The following is a 15,994-nucleotide window of genomic DNA, read 5'->3' as shown; positions in this document are numbered from 1 at the left end:
CACGTACGGTCCAAGGCGTCATGTCCGAGCTAAGAGCACTATCTCTCCGATGCTCAGGGACGCTGTATGCCTTGCGCGTTCACGTTGATACGGTACAGAGAAGTGGAAGCGACAATAAACATCTGGTCACGGTTCTCGCCACCAAACGTCAGGTTCGCCACAATCTCCGGTACATGAATGAGCGCAAGCCGGGTGCCGTCGGGATGAAAGACCTGGATTCCGATCGCGCTGCTACTGAAGACCCAGCCTCGGTCATCTAGTCGAAATCCGTCCGACAGTCCCTCGCCCTCAGCAATCGTGGCGAAGATCCGAGGGTTGCTCAAGGAACGGCCTTCTATGACATCGAATACGCGGATGTTGTGAAAACCCTTGTCGCCGTATGGGACCTTCGACGTATCCGACACGTAAAGCAATGACTCGTCCGGCGAGAACGCCAACCCGTTGGGGCAAATAAGAAGGTCCGTCATCACATCGAGCGTCTTATTACGCGGGTCAAATCGAAACACATGGCAACCGCGCATTTCCTGAGCGCCTTGATGCCCCTCATAGTCGGACAAAATGCCGTAAGGCGGATCGCTGAACCAGATCGTCCCGTCACTCTTGACGACCACATCGTTAGGCGAATTCAGCCGCCGGCCGTGGTAGTGGTCGACGACGACTTCATCAACAGGTTGACTGAGATTCGGGCCGAACCGGGTACGGATAACCGCACGCTGACCGTGAGAGCAATGCAGCAGGCTACCGTCCGCTTCACGTGTGTGGCCGTTGGTATATTCCACCTGGTCGCGCCAGACACTCACGCCCTCATCAGGATGCCAGCGCATCATCCGGTTATTCGGAATGTCGCTCCATAGCACGGATCTGTCTTCGTGCATCCAGATCGCGCCCTCGCCCCATATGCAACCCGTCGCGAGCTTCTCCAGTTTTGCATCGTCGCGCAGGAGATCACGTGCACGTTCGTCATATATTTCTATAGCAGGATTATTCATTTTGGCTTCCTAACGAGCTTGCCGTCTTTCAGTCAACGCCGCCACCATCACGATAATGACACCCGTCAACAACGTGCGCAAACCTGCGCTTGCACCAGCGGTGTTCAGCAAGGCGACCAGCAAAAACATAAACAAAGCACCACCCCAGATGCCACCCAAAGACGCCCGGCCACCCGCGACCGACGTCCCGCCTATGACCACGACCGCGACAGTCAACAACAGGTATTCGTTGCCCTGGTCCAGCGAATTTCCGCCGGAGTAAGAGGCGATCAGACAGCCGGTCAAGCCGGCTAACGCGCCGCTGATCGCGTATGTCAGCAAGACATGGAAATCCGTTCTCACACCCGCCAGTCGCGCCGCGTTTCGATTCTGACCAATAGCACAAAGCGCCCGTCCATAGATGGTGCGCGTGAGCAATAGCCAAACCAGCAACGTCAACGCCATCGCGAAGATGGAAAATACCGGGATATAGCCGATGCGGGCCACCAGCATCTCCGCCAACAAGGCGGGCGGCGCCGTGCGCATGCCGCGTCCATACGCAATCGCGCAGGACAGGACGATCAATGCGCTGGCCATCGTTGCAATGATCGGCGGAATCTTCAAGAGACGGATTAGCAAAAAGTTAACGACGCCTACCGCCATTCCCGACGAGAGCGCCACCAGGATACCCAAGGCAATCATCCCATTCGAGCTTTGCATCGCCCCCATCGACAGCGCGCCCGATAGCGCAATCACAGAAGGAATGGAAAGATCGATATTGCCCGGTCCGCTCGTAATAACGAGCATTTGTCCCAGAGAAACCAATACCGTGAAGGTCGAGAAGCTCAGTGCCGTGGTCAATAGAGGACCGAGACTAGGTCCCCCCTTGCCTGCGTTGAATAACGTCGTCGCAACAAGAACGACAGCCGTTGCCACCCAGGCGCTCAGCGAGTAGCTATTGCGTAACCGATTCAACGGAGAAAAGTGCATGTCGCTCATGCTGGTTTTCCTGAATAGCCAATGACGGTCCGCAAGCTGAGCGCCACAATGAGAATGATCCCTTGCATCGCTACTTGCCAGTCCGAGGAAACCTGGTAGAAGTTCAGGAATGAGGTTGCCAGCGTCATGGTCAGGGCACCGAACACACTGCCCAGTGCATAGATTTTTCCACCCACGAATTCACCGCCGCCCAAAATGACGCTCGCGATGGAAATCAAGGTATAGCTGGTTGCCTGGTTAGCGTCGGCGGACGTCGTCTGCCCCAACAGGAGCAATCCGGAGACAATTCCGAACACCCCAGCCAAAGCGTAGACCGCCGCATGAATGCCCAGGCTCGACCGGCCACTTCGTTCGATCACTTTGGGGTTGCCGCCGAAGCCGCGGACAACGGTACCGAATACCGTGATATTGAAAATGAAATAGCCTATCAACGCGGCAAGGACAGCGAACAATACCGGCAGGGGCACGAACGGCGGTTGCCACGTCATCAGGTCGACCAGATATTGAGGCGCCTGCCCGCCCGGGCTCGGAACCAATAAAAGCGCGAATCCCAGCCAGACAAAGGACAAACCGAGCGTCACGACAATTGACGACAGTCGACGCACATGGATCAGCACTCCGCAAAACACGTAGACGCCGATTGCAAGCACGTATAACAGTGCCGCTAGCCAAGGCGAGTTCGGCAGAATGATCGCGCCAATCGCCGCGCTCATTGAAATAAACGGTCCAATGGATAGATCCAGATCGCCCACCGACACCATCATCATCTGAGACAAGGTTGCAAAAACGATAGGAATAGACGCTCCCAATAGCAGCGTCAACCCCAGATACGACAGCGCCAGCGACTGATTCCTGTAGATCAACCCCAGCAGGACCGCGAAGGTAATGGCGGACAGCAGGCGAGTTATATGAGCGCGAAAATGTCTCATGCCAGCTCCTTGAAGGACAGCCGAAACAGCGCGCCTTCGCTCAGATCGGCATTTGCAATTTCCCCGACAATTTCACCTTCGTTCATCACATAGATGCGGTCGCAGTGATATAGCTCATCGAACTCCGTCGTGTACCAAAGGAACGTTCGCCCCTGGTCAGCTTGCGATCGGACAATGCTATATACCTCGTATTTCGTGCCGACATCCACGCCGCGGGTGGGATCGTCCATGAGGATCATTGGTGCGTCAGCGCCCAACGCGCGTGCAAACAATACCTTCTGCTGGTTGCCGCCTGACAGTGACGAAATAGGCAGGTTCATGTCGGGCGTTTTCACCCTGAGTTTTTCCATCCATTGCCCGATCAGACGATCTTCTTCCGCAAAGGAAATCATCCCCGCCCGGCCGCATTTGCCAAGCCAGGACAAACTCATGTTTTTCGCAATCGACCATAAGCCGAACACGCCATCGCTCTGCCTGTCTCCGGCAACAAACGCCGTATCGGCATGCAGTTCATTGCTGTGCCGATCCTGGTGACCCTTGCGCAATGCATGAATCAATTTGAGCAAGCGGGTTTGGCCGTGCCCTGCCAGTCCCGCCAGTCCGATAATCTCGCCTTGGAACGCCTTGAGCGGCAAACCCTCTACCAACAGACGCGCCTGTACCTGCAACTCACCCGCTTGATGATGGCGGGTCGCCGCTCGTTCGTCGCGGTTAGTGTGTCCTTGCCCCATTGCCTCAACCACTCGCTTGGCACTGGTTTGCGCGGTGTCGCTTTCGTAGATGACCGCACCCTCGCGCATCACAACAACGCGGTCGCTGAAGTTCATGACCTCGTGCATTTTGTGCGAGATCAATATGCAGATACCGCCGCCGCTGACGAAGTCGCGTAGATACGTGAGTAGTTGCTTCGCCGATTGTTCGTCCAGCGAGGATGTAGGCTCATCGAGAATGACCAGCTTTAACGGGTGATCGCCCGGCGTAAATGCCATGGCGATCTCGACCATCTGACGCTTGGTGATCGGGAGTTCCTCGATAATCTGGTTGGCACCAAGACCATGACGCGGGAAGATCTTGTCCAGCGCGCTGATCAACTGCGCACCGGCTTGTTTGCGCCACCCGAACGCGTTGCCCGCCGACGTTCGCAGACGCATGTTTTCCGCGAGACTGAGATTCGGGCACAACGACAACTCCTGGAATACGCAGCGTATGCCGTGCCTGATAGCTTCGTGGGTATTCCAGTGATGCTCCACGTTCTTTCCGTCTACATGCAGCGTGCCCTTATCATTCTTGAAGACACCGGAAAGAATATTCATCAACGTCGATTTGCCCGCCCCGTTGTGCCCGACAATACCGACGCACTCGCCCGGATAAAACGCCAGGGTTGCCTCGTTTAACGCCCTCACCGCACCAAACGTCTTACCGATTCTCTCGGTTTGAACAAATGCTGCGTCCGCACTGGATGTCATAAAAGTCCCTCATCACCCTCAATAATTTCATGCATCGTGCGGCGCCCTCCGGGCCGCTATGCACGCGTTAGTTGGCGGCGTGGTTTTTTACGTAATCAGTGACTTCCTGCTGCGTGAAAGAGCGGTCAAACACGCCGCCCTTCGGAGTGCTTGCCATCGACTGAGCCAGGTCCTTCTGGGTAATGACGGCAATCGGCAGATTGATTTCCTTAGGCAACTTCGCACCGGCCAGCACCTGCTGCGCATACCAGAATGCAAAAGTGGCGACGCCCGGTACGATCGAAGCTGATTGGGTCTCGTAGCCGTTTTTATCGTGCTCGTTTTTCCACAATTCAAGTTCGTCATAGCGATTGCCCATAAAAACCACAGGCAGTTTGCGGCCGGCATCAATAAACGCACGCGCCGTTCCCGCACCATCTCCCCCTTGGGTGGTGACCGCGACAACATCGGACAAGGTAGGCAAGAGTCCGGCGACCGCCTTCTGTGCGACCGTTTGCGTATAGTCGCCGTTGACCGATCCGACCACCTTGAAGTCCGGATATTGCTTGAGACCTTCTTCGACGCCAGCGTGTATCTGGTTATCCACCACGAAACCTGCCAGGCCTCGCACTTCGAGCACATTACCTTTCAAATTGCGTGCATGAAAATAATCGATCTGCATCTTTCCCATCTGCTTGAAATCGATACTGATCTTGTACGCGCAGGGCTCCGTGACCGTGCCGTCGAACGACACCACAACAATGCCCGCACTACAGGCCTGCTTGATGGCACCATTCACCGCAGTGGGTGAAGCCGCGTCGACGACAATCGCGTTGTAGCCTTGCAGGATCATGTTCTGAATCTGCTGGGATTGTTCGGTTGCCTGATTCTGCACCGTGGTGAAACTAGGCGCCGCTGCAACGACCTTGTTGGCCACCGCTTGTTTGGTGACCTTGTCCCAGTCCTGCAGCATCTGTTGACGCCACGAATTGCTCGCAAACGAATTGGAAAACGCGATCTTCATTGTGGTCGTCGGCTTTTCCTGAGCATGAGCGCCAACCGTTCCGAACAGGACAAAGCCCAGACACCCTAAAACCCGCACGCGGCGTGCCACATTTCCTTTCATGATTCGTCTCCAAGATATTGTGGGCCAGCGCAGGTCTGCAGGATGGCCATATGTGAAATCTCGCTACTTATCCACGCCTATGCATCAAGTAGCTTCCGAAACAACGCGTTGACGTCGGTCAATCTGCTCACGCGCCGGCCGGTTGTTGCGCCACCCTGTCCTGCTGTCTTCAGCCTCGGCCGACGAAAGGCATATGACTGGCCATGACCGTCATGAACAGGACGTTTGCATCCAGTGACAAGCTATCCATGTACAGGATTGCCTTGACCACGTTATCCATCGACATGCGTGGCTCTACCTTGATCGAACCGTCGGCCTGAAGCGTCCCTTTCGCCATCAATTCGCTCATGTCAGTCACCACATTGCCGATATCTATCTGGCCACAGGCAATGTTGTAAGGGCGACCGTCCAGCGAACTTGCCTTGGTCAAGCCGGTTATTGCATGTTTGGTGGCCGTGTACGGCGCTGCCTTCGGGCGCGGTGCATGCGCTGAGATTGAGCCGTTATTGATGATCCGGCCGCCCTGTGGCTGCTGTTTCTTCATCAGGCGGAAGGCGCCTTGCGTGCACAGGAAGGCGCCAGTCAGATTAACGTTGACGGCCTGAGTCCACTGTTCATAGCTGATATCTTCCAGTGAATTTTGCGGCGTGAATGTGCCGGCGTTATTGAACAACAGATCGAGACGGCCGAACTTTTCTTCAAGCTGGGTGAACAAGCGATTGACCGAATCGGGGTCGGCAACATCGCAGGGTAGTGCATGGGCATTGGCTGCATGTGCGCCCGCCATAATCGCCGTTTCAGTCAACGCACGCTCGTTTCGTCCCGCCAAGACGACGGTGTAGCCTTCAGTTAGTAAGCCTAACGCAACACCGCGCCCTATTCCTGAACCCGCGCCCGTAATCAAGGCAATTTTCCCTTCCATCGTCACCCCTTCCATTCATGGTTACCGGTAACTAATCCAACTGACTTTAGCATGAGGAGATGAGCATGCACAAGGCTGGCCGATTGGTACTAACCCGATATGCGGCGTAATAAAAACGTCTTCGTCGAGGCTAGCGCCTGGCTGATTTTCAACCCACTGCATCGTTCAGCTCGGTCAAATCCCGCTGCCGCGTTTCGGTGGACAGCGACACGCCGATCAACGTAATCACCGAGAGCGTCGCCATATAAAGTCCCATCACCCAAAACGCGCCATCCGATAGCCCGACAAGGTATATCCCCAGCAACGGCGCGATACCCCCCGACAACACCGCACCCAACTCACGCGCCAATGCGACGCCGGAGTACCGGTAGCGATTGCCGAAGAGTTCGGAGAAGTGAGCGCACTGCGCGCCCAGCATGCTGTTAGCCCCCAGCGCCAGGCCGCCGAACAGGGCCACGTCCACCCACAGCGCGTTGCCCGTGCTCACCATCCACCACGACGGCACGGACCAGAGCAGCATGAAGATCGCGCCACCCCGGTACACCGCGATACGGCCGATGCGGTCCGACAATGCGCCGAACAGTGGCGTTGTGATGACGCTCGCCATGCTGGCGATCAACGCGCCCGTCGTGCCGATCGATGTCAGCTCGGAGGGACGGACGCCCAGTTTCGCGGCCACGGTGCCGCCGAGGAATGCGATGGCAACCGTGGTGTAGATCGTCGATCCGCCCTGTTCGGCGAATCGCATCAGGGTTGCGGCGAGCACGGGACGGCGCGCGTGGGTAATGACGGTTTTCATCGGCGATTTGATTACTGCGTGCGCGCCCTCGAGGCTGATGAATGCAGGACTTTCTCGCAAGCGAAGCCGGATCCAGACCGCTACGCCAATGAGTAAGACACTAGAAAGAAAGGGGATACGCCACGCCCATGCAAGGATGGCCTGCTCTCCCAGCACGTGCTGCATGACACTGAAAGTGGCCGTGGCGAGCCCCAGGCCCGCGAAGATGCCCACGAACGGCAATGCTGCGAAGAAACCGCGTTGCTGCACGGGGGCGACTTCCGCCATGAGCGTCGATGCCCCCGCTTGCTCCGCGCCCGCACCGAAGCCTTGCAGTAGTCGCAGCAGCACGAGCGCGACCGCGCCGACGGTTCCATTGGGCAAAAAGCCGACCAACGTGGTGGAGGTCCCCATGATCGCTATGGTGACAAGCAAGACAAACTTACGCCCCTTCCGGTCACCGATAGACCCAAAAAACAGGCCACCGAACGGCCGTGCGAGAAAGCCCGCACCGTAGGTGCCGAAGCTCGCCATCAGCCCAGCTTTCGCGCCCAGCGCGGGAAAGAAGATATGGCTGAATACCAGTGCCGACGCGAGTCCGAAGATCGCGAAATCGTAGTACTCGAGCGCGCTGCCAACCGCACCGGTCAGGATCGCTCGCCTCAACTGTTGAGGCGATACAAGCGGTTTTTCAGCGGCCAATGATGGGGGAACCGGGGCAGCGGCGCTTACCTGCGAGGGCATAGGGGAATGCTGCAAATCCATTTGCGTCTCCTTTGCAAATCGGGGTGCCGTTTGATTGAACGCCGGCTATTACTTTATTTATGGAATGCCCGCCTGGATGATTCAAGCGGGTTAAATGAAACGAATAGTTTTTATGAAATGGCCGCCTGACTCTCACGCGACAAGCTTGCGTTGTGCGCGAACGCCAGCACGATCCCGCTATGATCGATATCGCCATGCTCCTGCAAAAGCATGCTAAAAAGTTGCGCGGTAAGCTCGGTGTAGGGCGTCGGGCTGCCGGCTTGTTGCGCTACCCGCAAAGCATTATTCAGATCTTTGAGCTGCGTGCTGGAGCGCCCTCTGATCCGCACATCCCGATCGACCATGCGCTGTGCGTCCAGTCGCAGGATCGTGCTGTCGGCATAACCCCCGGCCAGTACTTCAATCAATTTCGCCGGGTCTGCTCCGCCCTTTTCAACAAGAGACAATGCCTCGGCAATCACACCAATCGTTGTCCCAACTATCATCTGGTTCGCCAGCTTGGTGAGTTGCCCCAAGCCATGCGCGCCTATCAACACAGGACGCCCCATACAGCGCAATACGGGCGAAACGCGTTCGAAAACCCGTGGATCGCCACCGCACATGATTGCAAGCGTCCCGTTCTCCGCTCCGCTCGTGCCGCCCGACACCGGCGCCTCGAGATAAGCGACACCCCGCCGCCCGAGCAAACGTGCATGGTCCAGCGCTTCGTCGGGGCGAATGGAACTCATGTCGACCACGGTTGAGTGCGCCTGGAGGGAATCGGCCACGCCCTGGTTGAACAGGACCTCGTGCACGGCGTCGCCGTTGGCGAGCATGGTAATCACCACGTCGGCATCACGAACCGCGTCAACGGCCGACTCCGCAACGGTCGCGCCGTCGCGGCTCAACCGGCGCGCCTTCTCCCTGGTGCGGTTCCACGCATTAAGCCGGTAGCCGGCCCTCAGCAACACGCGCGCTTGCCGCTCTCCCATCAAGCCCGTTCCGAGAAACGCAATCTTCTCGGACGGACCCATCGAATTGGCCGTCATCTCGCTACCCTGGAGGAATGATCTGCTGGACACGGGTTTCGTCGTGTTGTATGGTTACCGGTAACCATTAATCAAATCTAACATGAGGAGATAGCATGCACAAGGCGGATTTACTGGTAGTCGTGCGTTACCCGGAAACGGACATGGCCGAACTTGAGCGGCACTACACGCTCCACGTCCTCTCCGATACGATCGATCGTGCCGCGTTGCTGGCGGAGGTGGGGCCACGCATCCGCGCCGTGGCGACCAATGGAGAAGCCGGCGCCGGCGCTGAGTTGATTGATGCGCTGCCGCAGCTTGAAATCATCGTGTCTTATGGTGTTGGGGTCGATGCGATCGATCTCGGCCACGCCGCGAAGCGCGGCATTCGCGTTACGAACACGCCGGATGTTTTGACGGGAGACGTTGCGGATATGGGGATGGGCCTGATGCTCGCGATGGCGCGCCACATACCCGCGAATGACCGCGTGGTCCGCGACGGTCAATGGGGAAAAGCGTCGTTGCCGCTGGCCACGCGGATGTTCGGCAAACGGCTCGGCATACTCGGGCTCGGCCGTGTAGGCCGTGCGTTCGCCAAGCGAGCGGCCGCATTCGATATGTCTATTGCCTATCACGACCGCTTCCGTTTCGACGACGTCAGCTATACCTATCGCGAAGATGCGGTGGCACTCGCGCGTGACTCGGATTTCCTGGTGATCTGCGCGGCGGCTGACCGGCAAAGCCATGCATCGGTGAGCCGTGATGTGCTCGACGCGCTTGGGCCCGATGGCATTCTGGTGAACGTTGCGCGGGGCAGCATTGTCGATGAACCCGTGCTGCTTGAGTATCTCACCACGCATCGCATCCGCGGCGCCGCGCTCGATGTCTTCTGGAACGAGCCGTCGATCGACCCGCGCTTTCACTCCCTCGACAATGTGGTGCTGCAGCCTCATCGGTCAAGTGCGACGGTCGAAACGCGCGCGGCAATGGGGCAACTGGTTCGAGACAATCTTCAGGCATTTTTTGAAGGCTCGCCGCTTGTTACCGAATTCCCCACGCATTGAGCCGCTCGTTAAGCGTCGGCGCCTCATCTCTCAATACAAAATAGCGGACAAGTCAGCATGTCTAATCAATCTACCCCCCCGAATTCTCACGATTCACACGACGATACCCCGCAACTCCGTCTGCGCAGCCGCCGCTGGTTCGACGATCCCTCCGACCCCGGCATGACCGCGCTCTATCTCGAGCGCTACATGAACTACGGCATCACGCGCGAAGAGCTGCAGTCGGGCAAGCCGATCATCGGCATCGCGCAGACGGGTTCGGATCTTGCGCCCTGTAACCGCCATCACCTTGAGCTTGCGAGCCGCGTACGCGACGGTATCCGCGACGCAGGCGGCATTCCGCTCGAATTCCCGGTTCACCCGATCCAGGAAACCGGCAAGCGCCCCACCGCCGCGCTCGATCGCAACCTCGCTTATCTGGGTCTCGTCGAGATCCTGCACGGCTATCCGATAGACGGCGTGGTCCTCACCACCGGCTGCGACAAGACCACGCCCGCGTGCCTGATGGCCGCCGCCACGGTCAACATTCCCGCCATCGTGCTATCGGGCGGCCCGATGCTAGACGGCTGGTACAACGGCAAGCTCGCGGGTTCGGGAACGGTCATCTGGGATGCGCGCAAGCGCTTGTCCTCAGGCGATATCGACTACCCGCAGTTCATGGACGAGGTGGCGTCGTCCGCGCCTTCCGCCGGCCACTGCAATACGATGGGCACCGCGTTATCGATGAACTCGCTGGCCGAAGCGCTCGGCATGTCATTACCTGGATGTGCCGCGATTCCCGCGCCGCATCGCGAGCGTGGATGGATGGCGTATGCGACCGGCAAGCGCATTGTAGAGATGGTCGCCGAGAAACTGCGCCCTTCCGATGTCATGACCAAGGCTGCATTCGAGAACGCCGTGGTCGCGGCGGCCGCGCTCGGTGCATCGTCGAATTGTCCGATTCACATGATTGCGATTGCGCGCCACATGGGCGTCGATCACACGCTGGAAGACTGGCAACGGCTTGGGCCCGACGTGCCGCTGTTGACCGATTGCCAGCCGGCCGGGCGTTTCCTTGGCGAAGCGTTTCATCGGGCAGGTGGCGTGCCGGCCGTGATGAAGGAACTGCTCGATGCAGGCAGGCTCAATGGCGCCGTGCGCACGGTGACGGGGCGTACGCTGGCCGAAGATCTTGCCGCTGTGCCTACGCCAGATCGCGAGGTTATACGTGAATATGCGAAGCCGCTCAAGGAAACCGCGGGTTATGTCGTGCTGTCGGGCAACCTCTTCGATAGCGCCGTCATGAAGGTCAGCGTAATCGACGACGCCTTCCGCAAGCGCTTCCTCGCTGACCCGGATCATCCCGATGTGTTCGAGGGCAAGGTCGTCGTGTTCGAAGGCCCGGAGGACTATCACGCGCGCATTGAAGACCCGGAGACCGGCGTCGACGAACGTTCGATTCTCGTGATCCGTAACTGCGGTCCAGTGGGCTTTCCGGGTGGCGCGGAAGTGGTCAACATGCAGCCGCCGGCAGCGTTGCTCAAGCGCGGTATCGACACCCTGCCGACTTTAGGCGACGGCCGTCAGAGCGGTACGTCGGCGAGTCCGTCCATTCTCAACGTGTCGCCGGAAGCGGCCGTTGGCGGCGGCCTTGCGTTGCTTGTATCGGGCGATAAAATTCGCATTGACCTGAAAACGCGCAAGGTCGACCTGATGATCCCCGACGCCGAACTCGACCAACGCCGCGCGGCCTGGAAGCCGCCTGTGTTGAAGAACATGACACCGTGGGAAGAGATCTACCGCAGCATGGTCGGCCAGCATGGCAGCGGCGCATGCCTGGAACCGGCGACGCTGTATCTCAACATTATCGAAACGAAGGGTGAGTCACGCCACAACCATTAATGTGAGCGGGTGCCGCGCGAGTCGCTAAGTGCTAGGTGCTAAGTGCTCTCGCGCGCCACCACTTCGTAGTGAATCTTGATGACCGTCGGCAGCGGTTTTCGCTTCGTTGCCACAACCGTTTTCGTCCCTCGGGTCTTGTCCGGCTTACCCTCGCCTTCCGCCTCATGGAGCGCCGCGAGAAGTGATTCGCCGGTAGCGCGTCCAATGCCATAGGCATCGACGGAAACAGTCGTGATCGTCGGATAACAGTGCCTGGACACTTCGAAGTCGCCGAATCCCGCCACCGCGATATCGCCCGGCACCGACAAGCCGAGCCGATGGCACGCCATGACCGCGCCGAACGCGTGGATGTCGCTGGCGCACATCACGGCGTCGGTGTCGGGCCAGCGCTCGAGCAACTGTTGCAGCGCGGCTGCCCCATGAGCCATGGCGACGCCGTGCGCCATGGTCGTCGTCCAGGCGCTTTTCGTGATGTCGCGCGGTTCGCAGCCGGCCGCCCGGACTTCCTTGAGATATCCGCGCCGGCGGTCAATACCGCGCCGGTCGAGTTTCGACGCGCTGCTCACAAAAGCAATACGCTCATAACCGCGCTCGTAGAGATGGCGGACCATGGCGCGGGACGCTTCCGCATTTGAAAAACCGACAACACGATCAATAGGATTTGCCGGCATATCCCATGTCTCGATGACAGGAATACGCGCGCGTGCCAGCAACGAATGAGTCTCGGCTGTGTGGTGGCTTCCGGTCAATACGATGCAACGCGGTTGATATCGAAGCAGCGCCCTGACAAGCTCTTCCTCGCGCGGCAGGTCATAGTCCGTATTCGCCAGCAGCATTTGCATGCCGACGGGTTCGATCACGTCGTTAATGCCGCGAACGGTATCGGAGAAATTCGAGCTTGAGAGCGACGGCACGAGGACCGCGACGAACGAAGACCGCCCCGACGATAACGCGCCGGCAGCCGCGTCCGCGACATAGCCCATTTCATTGACCACGTTCAGTACACGTTCGCGCGTGGCAGCGCTTACAGGCCTGCCGGCGAGCACACGTGACACCGTCATTTTGGAGACTCCGGCGATACGCGCCACGTCGGCCATGCGGGGAGGCGCGGAAATCGAAAGCTTGTCGTCGGACATCGTGTTCTTCGTTAACCTGGTGGGTCAATGATACTGGATGACGATTCGAGGCCGCAATGTGGACGGCGCTCGGGAAGTGGCGGTTGTATAGGCGTTCGGTCGGAGAGCATTCTCCCGAACAGCGCGTCTGTAGATGCGATCACCGCGATAGTAAGGGCGACAACAGTGTCCGGACATCACGTTATCCTAACCGTGCCAACCGCAATGTCTCATGGTCGGCTGCACGCCGTAACTGCGTGTTACCAATCTCGCAAGCTGGTTTCACTTGTGAGCGCGACTCGCACATAGACTCCAGCGACTGGACGGTATCCGAGTCCGATCATCTTTTTTGGAGCGACGAATGAACACACGAAACGTGGTCACTGCAATATCTGCGATGACATTACTTATGACTGTCGGCGCGGCGCACGCGGCGGGATGTCTGAAAGGTGCAGTGGTCGGTGGAGTGGCTGGTCACGTCGCCGGCCACCATGCCGTAATCGGGGCAGTGGGCGGTTGCATCGTGGGGCATCACTATGCAAAGGAACAGGAGAAAGAGCGGGCGGTAGCCGCGAGCCAACGCTCTGCGATCGCGCATTCCTGATGACTCGAAGCAGATAACGCGTATCTTGCTCACCGGCTATCGCGTGGTTCACGGTGCAATAGCCGGATTTGTTTTGCTGTAGTCTTGAGTCGCGGACGGGGCTTGCAGGGTCACCGCCTCTTCCCATTGGAGAAACCAATGCTGCGAATCCGTAGCCTTCGCGTCACTGCGCAGTTGGCAGACACAGAGATGTGCGCCGAGTACTGCGCGCAGACCGGCCGTCTTCGCATCCTCAAAGACGACGTTGCGCTGCGCGAATGGTTTCCACCGAATTCGTGGATTGCCATTGCCTCGGTCGCGGGCGCGCGCAACTGGGGAACACAGCCCGATTCCGATGAGCTTCGGGCATTGCTGGAAAGCCAGATATCGCTGCTGCAAATCGGGTAAGGGTTGCAGGCGTCTGGATGCAGCAAGCGGAGACAACAGCCGACGTCATGTGGTTTGCAAGTGAAGTCAGCTCGCTCGATGTCATCGTCCATTTTTGCAATCCTATTGCTGCGCCGACATCGCCGACCACGACGGTTAACGGAAAACGCCCCTCGGATTTTTCGTCGCGAGGGGCGTTATTACCTGAGAGCAGTTTCGCTTACAGCGCGGCGTCCTTCAGCTTCTTCAGCGGGCGCACCTTGAGGCGCACCGAAGCGGGCTTCGCCGCAAACCATTTGTCTTCACCCGAGAACGGGTCCTTGCCGAAGCGCTTCTTCTTGGCCGGCACGTCCTGTGCAACAATTTTCAGCAGACCCGGCAGCGTGAACTCTTTCGCACCCTTCTTGTGGATCGATGCGAGCACGGTTTCTTCCAGCGCTGCCATGAACGCCTTCGCAGCCTTGAGTTCCACGCCTGAGCGCTCGGCCAGGTAAACAGTCAGCGATGCTTTCGTGAACGAATCTTTGATAGGTTTCAAGGGAGCGGCCACAACCGGCTTCTTCACCGCAGGCGCGACTGCTTTCTTCGCGACTGGTGCAGCTTTCTTGCTGGCCGGTGCTGCTTTCTTCGTAGCGGGTGCTACCGCTTTCTTCGCAACGGGAGCCGCAGTTTTCTTGGTCGTAGTTGTTGCCATATATTCCTCGCTTCTAGTCAAAGGTTGCCCAAGACCTTTGCCTTTGCGCCGTCAACGACTAACGCAAAGGTACAAATCCTCGGGTTGGGCGCCAGCGTACCAACACCGACATGAAGAAGCAACGTCTGAGGCCATGAATTAAGGGGTTTTCGCACGAAAGTCACGAAAACGGTGACCCGTACCCCGCTTCACGCCGGCGGCTCTAATAAAAACCCCTGCAAAAGATCGCTTGAAGTGCGCTCAAAGACGGCCGAATCAGATTGCCGACGTACGCTGAAAGAGTCGATGCGATGCGAAGAACACTGTCTCATCTCGCAGGGAGTCGGCGTTATCGGGGCGTATACAGCGACAACACATAGCCCGAAATCGAGAAAGACCGTCGCTGGTCCTGCCGTAGTTGTTGGTTGCACCTGTGTAATGCGGAAACCCTCACAGCGCTTTCACACTCGCGAAGCTCATGGCATAGTGCGGCCATATCCATTTAAGGAGAGTGCAATGCCGTCCCTCGAACAAATCCAGGCAAAGATGAAGGCGCTGCAGGCGCAAGCCAATGCCTTGATCGCAAAAAAGACGCAGACAGCAGTCGACCAAATCCGAAAGATTATGTTGGCGCACGGTTTGACCACGGAAGATATCGAAGCCAAAGCAAAGGCAAAACGAGAAGCGAGAGCGGGGAACGGGAGTGCTCCGAAGGTCAAGTCGACGGCTGCCAGTAGTCTAAAGAGTGGAAGCCCGGCTAAGTACCACCATCCCAAAACCGGCGCGACCTGGACCGGGCACGGCCGGGCGCCGGCATGGATTGCGGACGCCAAGGACCGCACCAAGTTTTTGATCGCAAACGGTACTGATGCGGCTCGCGCAGCGAGTGTCGGTGCGGTGAGTAAGGCGAAGACTGCGTCCAAGAAGGCATCGACAGTGGCCGGCGCAGGTGCTCACAAGGGACAGCGCAAAGGACCACAGCCGGCGAAATACCTTGACCCCAAGACCGGGGCAACATGGAGCGGACGTGGGCCGGCACCGGCTTGGCTCGGCGCAGCCAAGGACCGGACGAGGTTTTTGATTGCCGGCGCTAATGCCGTCGCGACTGAAACCAGCACTGCGAGCAAAGCGAGTAAGCCGAAATCGTCGATTACCAGCGGTGCCGTTGCAAAGAAAAGTGCCGCCAAAAAAGCGATAGTGAAGAAGGCCGGTTCAGCGGGCAAGACAGCGTCGGCGAAAAAACAGATCGCAGCGGTAGGGTAATAACGCTTTCCGCCGCTCAGGCCACGACCGGCGCCGGGTGACCGATACCAGCCGCCTTGTCTCATTGCCACGGAAGAGAGTCGCGAATA

General features: G+C 58.3%; 15 protein-coding genes. 5 read left to right on the top strand and 10 right to left on the bottom strand.

Annotation, left to right across the window (positions count from 1 at the left end):
- Positions 1–53 precede the first annotated feature (53 nt).
- The 8 genes from GSQ93_RS35255 to GSQ93_RS35220 all read right to left on the bottom strand — a co-directional run bounded on the left by GSQ93_RS35255 (position 54) and on the right by GSQ93_RS35220 (position 8,993).
- Entirely contained in the window at positions 54–989 is a 936-nt protein-coding gene (locus GSQ93_RS35255; protein ID WP_158940606.1) for an SMP-30/gluconolactonase/LRE family protein, read from the bottom strand.
- Between the two features lie 9 nt (positions 990–998).
- On the bottom strand, positions 999–1,967 hold the full coding sequence (locus GSQ93_RS35250) for an ABC transporter permease (protein ID WP_158940604.1): 969 nt from the start codon (positions 1,965–1,967) through the stop codon (positions 999–1,001).
- Positions 1,964–2,896: an ABC transporter permease gene (locus GSQ93_RS35245; protein ID WP_158940602.1), complete on the bottom strand. Its 933-nt coding sequence runs from the start codon at positions 2,894–2,896 to the stop codon at positions 1,964–1,966. The genes GSQ93_RS35250 and GSQ93_RS35245 overlap by 4 nt, the downstream gene beginning before the upstream one ends.
- Positions 2,893–4,362, bottom strand: a complete 1,470-nt coding sequence (locus tag GSQ93_RS35240; protein ID WP_158940600.1) for a sugar ABC transporter ATP-binding protein — start codon at positions 4,360–4,362, stop codon at positions 2,893–2,895. The genes GSQ93_RS35245 and GSQ93_RS35240 overlap by 4 nt, the downstream gene beginning before the upstream one ends.
- Before the next feature lie 67 nt (positions 4,363–4,429).
- On the bottom strand, positions 4,430–5,365 hold the full coding sequence (locus tag GSQ93_RS35235; RefSeq protein ID WP_254074241.1) for a substrate-binding domain-containing protein: 936 nt from the start codon (positions 5,363–5,365) through the stop codon (positions 4,430–4,432).
- Positions 5,366–5,636: 271 nt separating this feature from the next.
- Complete coding sequence (locus GSQ93_RS35230) at positions 5,637–6,389, bottom strand: SDR family oxidoreductase (RefSeq protein ID WP_158940596.1); 753 nt, start codon at positions 6,387–6,389, stop codon at positions 5,637–5,639.
- A 148-nt stretch (positions 6,390–6,537) separates the two neighbouring features.
- Positions 6,538–7,932, bottom strand: a complete 1,395-nt coding sequence (locus GSQ93_RS35225) for an MFS transporter (RefSeq protein WP_254074223.1) — start codon at positions 7,930–7,932, stop codon at positions 6,538–6,540.
- Positions 7,933–8,042: 110 nt separating this feature from the next.
- A complete protein-coding gene (locus GSQ93_RS35220) occupies positions 8,043–8,993 on the bottom strand; it encodes an NAD(P)-dependent oxidoreductase (protein ID WP_367889803.1) in 951 nt (316 codons plus the stop codon).
- Positions 8,994–9,055: 62 nt separating this feature from the next.
- Here GSQ93_RS35220 and GSQ93_RS35215 point away from each other — a divergent pair, with 62 nt between their 5' ends.
- Positions 9,056–10,003, top strand: a complete 948-nt coding sequence (locus tag GSQ93_RS35215) for a 2-hydroxyacid dehydrogenase (RefSeq protein ID WP_158940594.1) — start codon at positions 9,056–9,058, stop codon at positions 10,001–10,003.
- A gap of 57 nt (positions 10,004–10,060) precedes the next feature.
- A complete protein-coding gene (locus tag GSQ93_RS35210) occupies positions 10,061–11,884 on the top strand; it encodes an IlvD/Edd family dehydratase (RefSeq protein ID WP_158940592.1) in 1,824 nt (607 codons plus the stop codon).
- 38 nt (positions 11,885–11,922) lie between these two features.
- Here GSQ93_RS35210 and GSQ93_RS35205 read toward each other — a convergent pair whose 3' ends face one another.
- Positions 11,923–12,981: a LacI family DNA-binding transcriptional regulator gene (locus tag GSQ93_RS35205; protein ID WP_158940976.1), complete on the bottom strand. Its 1,059-nt coding sequence runs from the start codon at positions 12,979–12,981 to the stop codon at positions 11,923–11,925.
- 379 nt (positions 12,982–13,360) lie between these two features.
- On the opposite strand from GSQ93_RS35205, the gene GSQ93_RS35200 reads away from it, so the two are divergent.
- Both GSQ93_RS35200 and GSQ93_RS35195 read left to right on the top strand, forming a co-directional pair.
- Positions 13,361–13,603 carry a hypothetical protein gene (locus tag GSQ93_RS35200; RefSeq protein ID WP_158940590.1) on the top strand — a complete coding sequence of 81 codons (243 nt, stop codon included), beginning with the start codon at positions 13,361–13,363 and terminating at the stop codon, positions 13,601–13,603.
- Positions 13,604–13,741: 138 nt separating this feature from the next.
- Positions 13,742–13,990 carry a hypothetical protein gene (locus GSQ93_RS35195; protein WP_158940588.1) on the top strand — a complete coding sequence of 83 codons (249 nt, stop codon included), beginning with the start codon at positions 13,742–13,744 and terminating at the stop codon, positions 13,988–13,990.
- Positions 13,991–14,189: 199 nt separating this feature from the next.
- Here the strand turns inward: GSQ93_RS35195 and GSQ93_RS35190 are convergent, their stop codons facing one another.
- The gene (locus GSQ93_RS35190; RefSeq protein WP_158940587.1) at positions 14,190–14,663 is read right to left on the bottom strand and encodes an HU family DNA-binding protein; all 474 of its coding nucleotides are present in this window, start codon (positions 14,661–14,663) and stop codon (positions 14,190–14,192) included.
- Between the two features lie 495 nt (positions 14,664–15,158).
- Here GSQ93_RS35190 and GSQ93_RS35185 point away from each other — a divergent pair, with 495 nt between their 5' ends.
- Positions 15,159–15,905: an H-NS family nucleoid-associated regulatory protein gene (locus GSQ93_RS35185; protein WP_158940585.1), complete on the top strand. Its 747-nt coding sequence runs from the start codon at positions 15,159–15,161 to the stop codon at positions 15,903–15,905.
- The last annotated feature ends 89 nt before the right edge of the window (positions 15,906–15,994 follow it).

The sequence above is a fragment of the Burkholderia sp. S171 genome, from assembly GCF_009766085.1.
Classification (GTDB): domain Bacteria; phylum Pseudomonadota; class Gammaproteobacteria; order Burkholderiales; family Burkholderiaceae; genus Caballeronia.
The sequence above is the reverse complement of the archived record's forward strand: the minus strand, read 5'-3'. Positions and strand labels throughout refer to the sequence as shown.

Bases quoted from the DNA above. Each gene is read 5' to 3' on its own strand.
- GSQ93_RS35230 (WP_158940596.1), bottom strand. From the start codon at position 6,389: ATGGAAGGGAAAATTGCCTTGATTACGGGCGCGGGTTCAGGAATAGGG.
- GSQ93_RS35210 (WP_158940592.1), top strand. From the start codon at position 10,061: ATGTCTAATCAATCTACCCCCCCGAATTCTCACGATTCACACGACGAT.
- GSQ93_RS35195 (WP_158940588.1), top strand. From the start codon at position 13,742: ATGCTGCGAATCCGTAGCCTTCGCGTCACTGCGCAGTTGGCAGACACA.
- GSQ93_RS35250 (WP_158940604.1), bottom strand. From the start codon at position 1,967: ATGAGCGACATGCACTTTTCTCCGTTGAATCGGTTACGCAATAGCTAC.
- GSQ93_RS35190 (WP_158940587.1), bottom strand. From the start codon at position 14,663: ATGGCAACAACTACGACCAAGAAAACTGCGGCTCCCGTTGCGAAGAAA.
- GSQ93_RS35235 (WP_254074241.1), bottom strand. From the start codon at position 5,365: ATGAAGATCGCGTTTTCCAATTCGTTTGCGAGCAATTCGTGGCGTCAA.
- GSQ93_RS35185 (WP_158940585.1), top strand. From the start codon at position 15,159: ATGCCGTCCCTCGAACAAATCCAGGCAAAGATGAAGGCGCTGCAGGCG.
- GSQ93_RS35255 (WP_158940606.1), bottom strand. From the start codon at position 989: ATGAATAATCCTGCTATAGAAATATATGACGAACGTGCACGTGATCTC.
- GSQ93_RS35200 (WP_158940590.1), top strand. From the start codon at position 13,361: ATGAACACACGAAACGTGGTCACTGCAATATCTGCGATGACATTACTT.
- GSQ93_RS35205 (WP_158940976.1), bottom strand. From the start codon at position 12,981: ATGGCCGACGTGGCGCGTATCGCCGGAGTCTCCAAAATGACGGTGTCA.
- GSQ93_RS35225 (WP_254074223.1), bottom strand. From the start codon at position 7,932: ATGGATTTGCAGCATTCCCCTATGCCCTCGCAGGTAAGCGCCGCTGCC.
- GSQ93_RS35215 (WP_158940594.1), top strand. From the start codon at position 9,056: ATGCACAAGGCGGATTTACTGGTAGTCGTGCGTTACCCGGAAACGGAC.
- GSQ93_RS35240 (WP_158940600.1), bottom strand. From the start codon at position 4,362: ATGACATCCAGTGCGGACGCAGCATTTGTTCAAACCGAGAGAATCGGT.
- GSQ93_RS35245 (WP_158940602.1), bottom strand. From the start codon at position 2,896: ATGAGACATTTTCGCGCTCATATAACTCGCCTGCTGTCCGCCATTACC.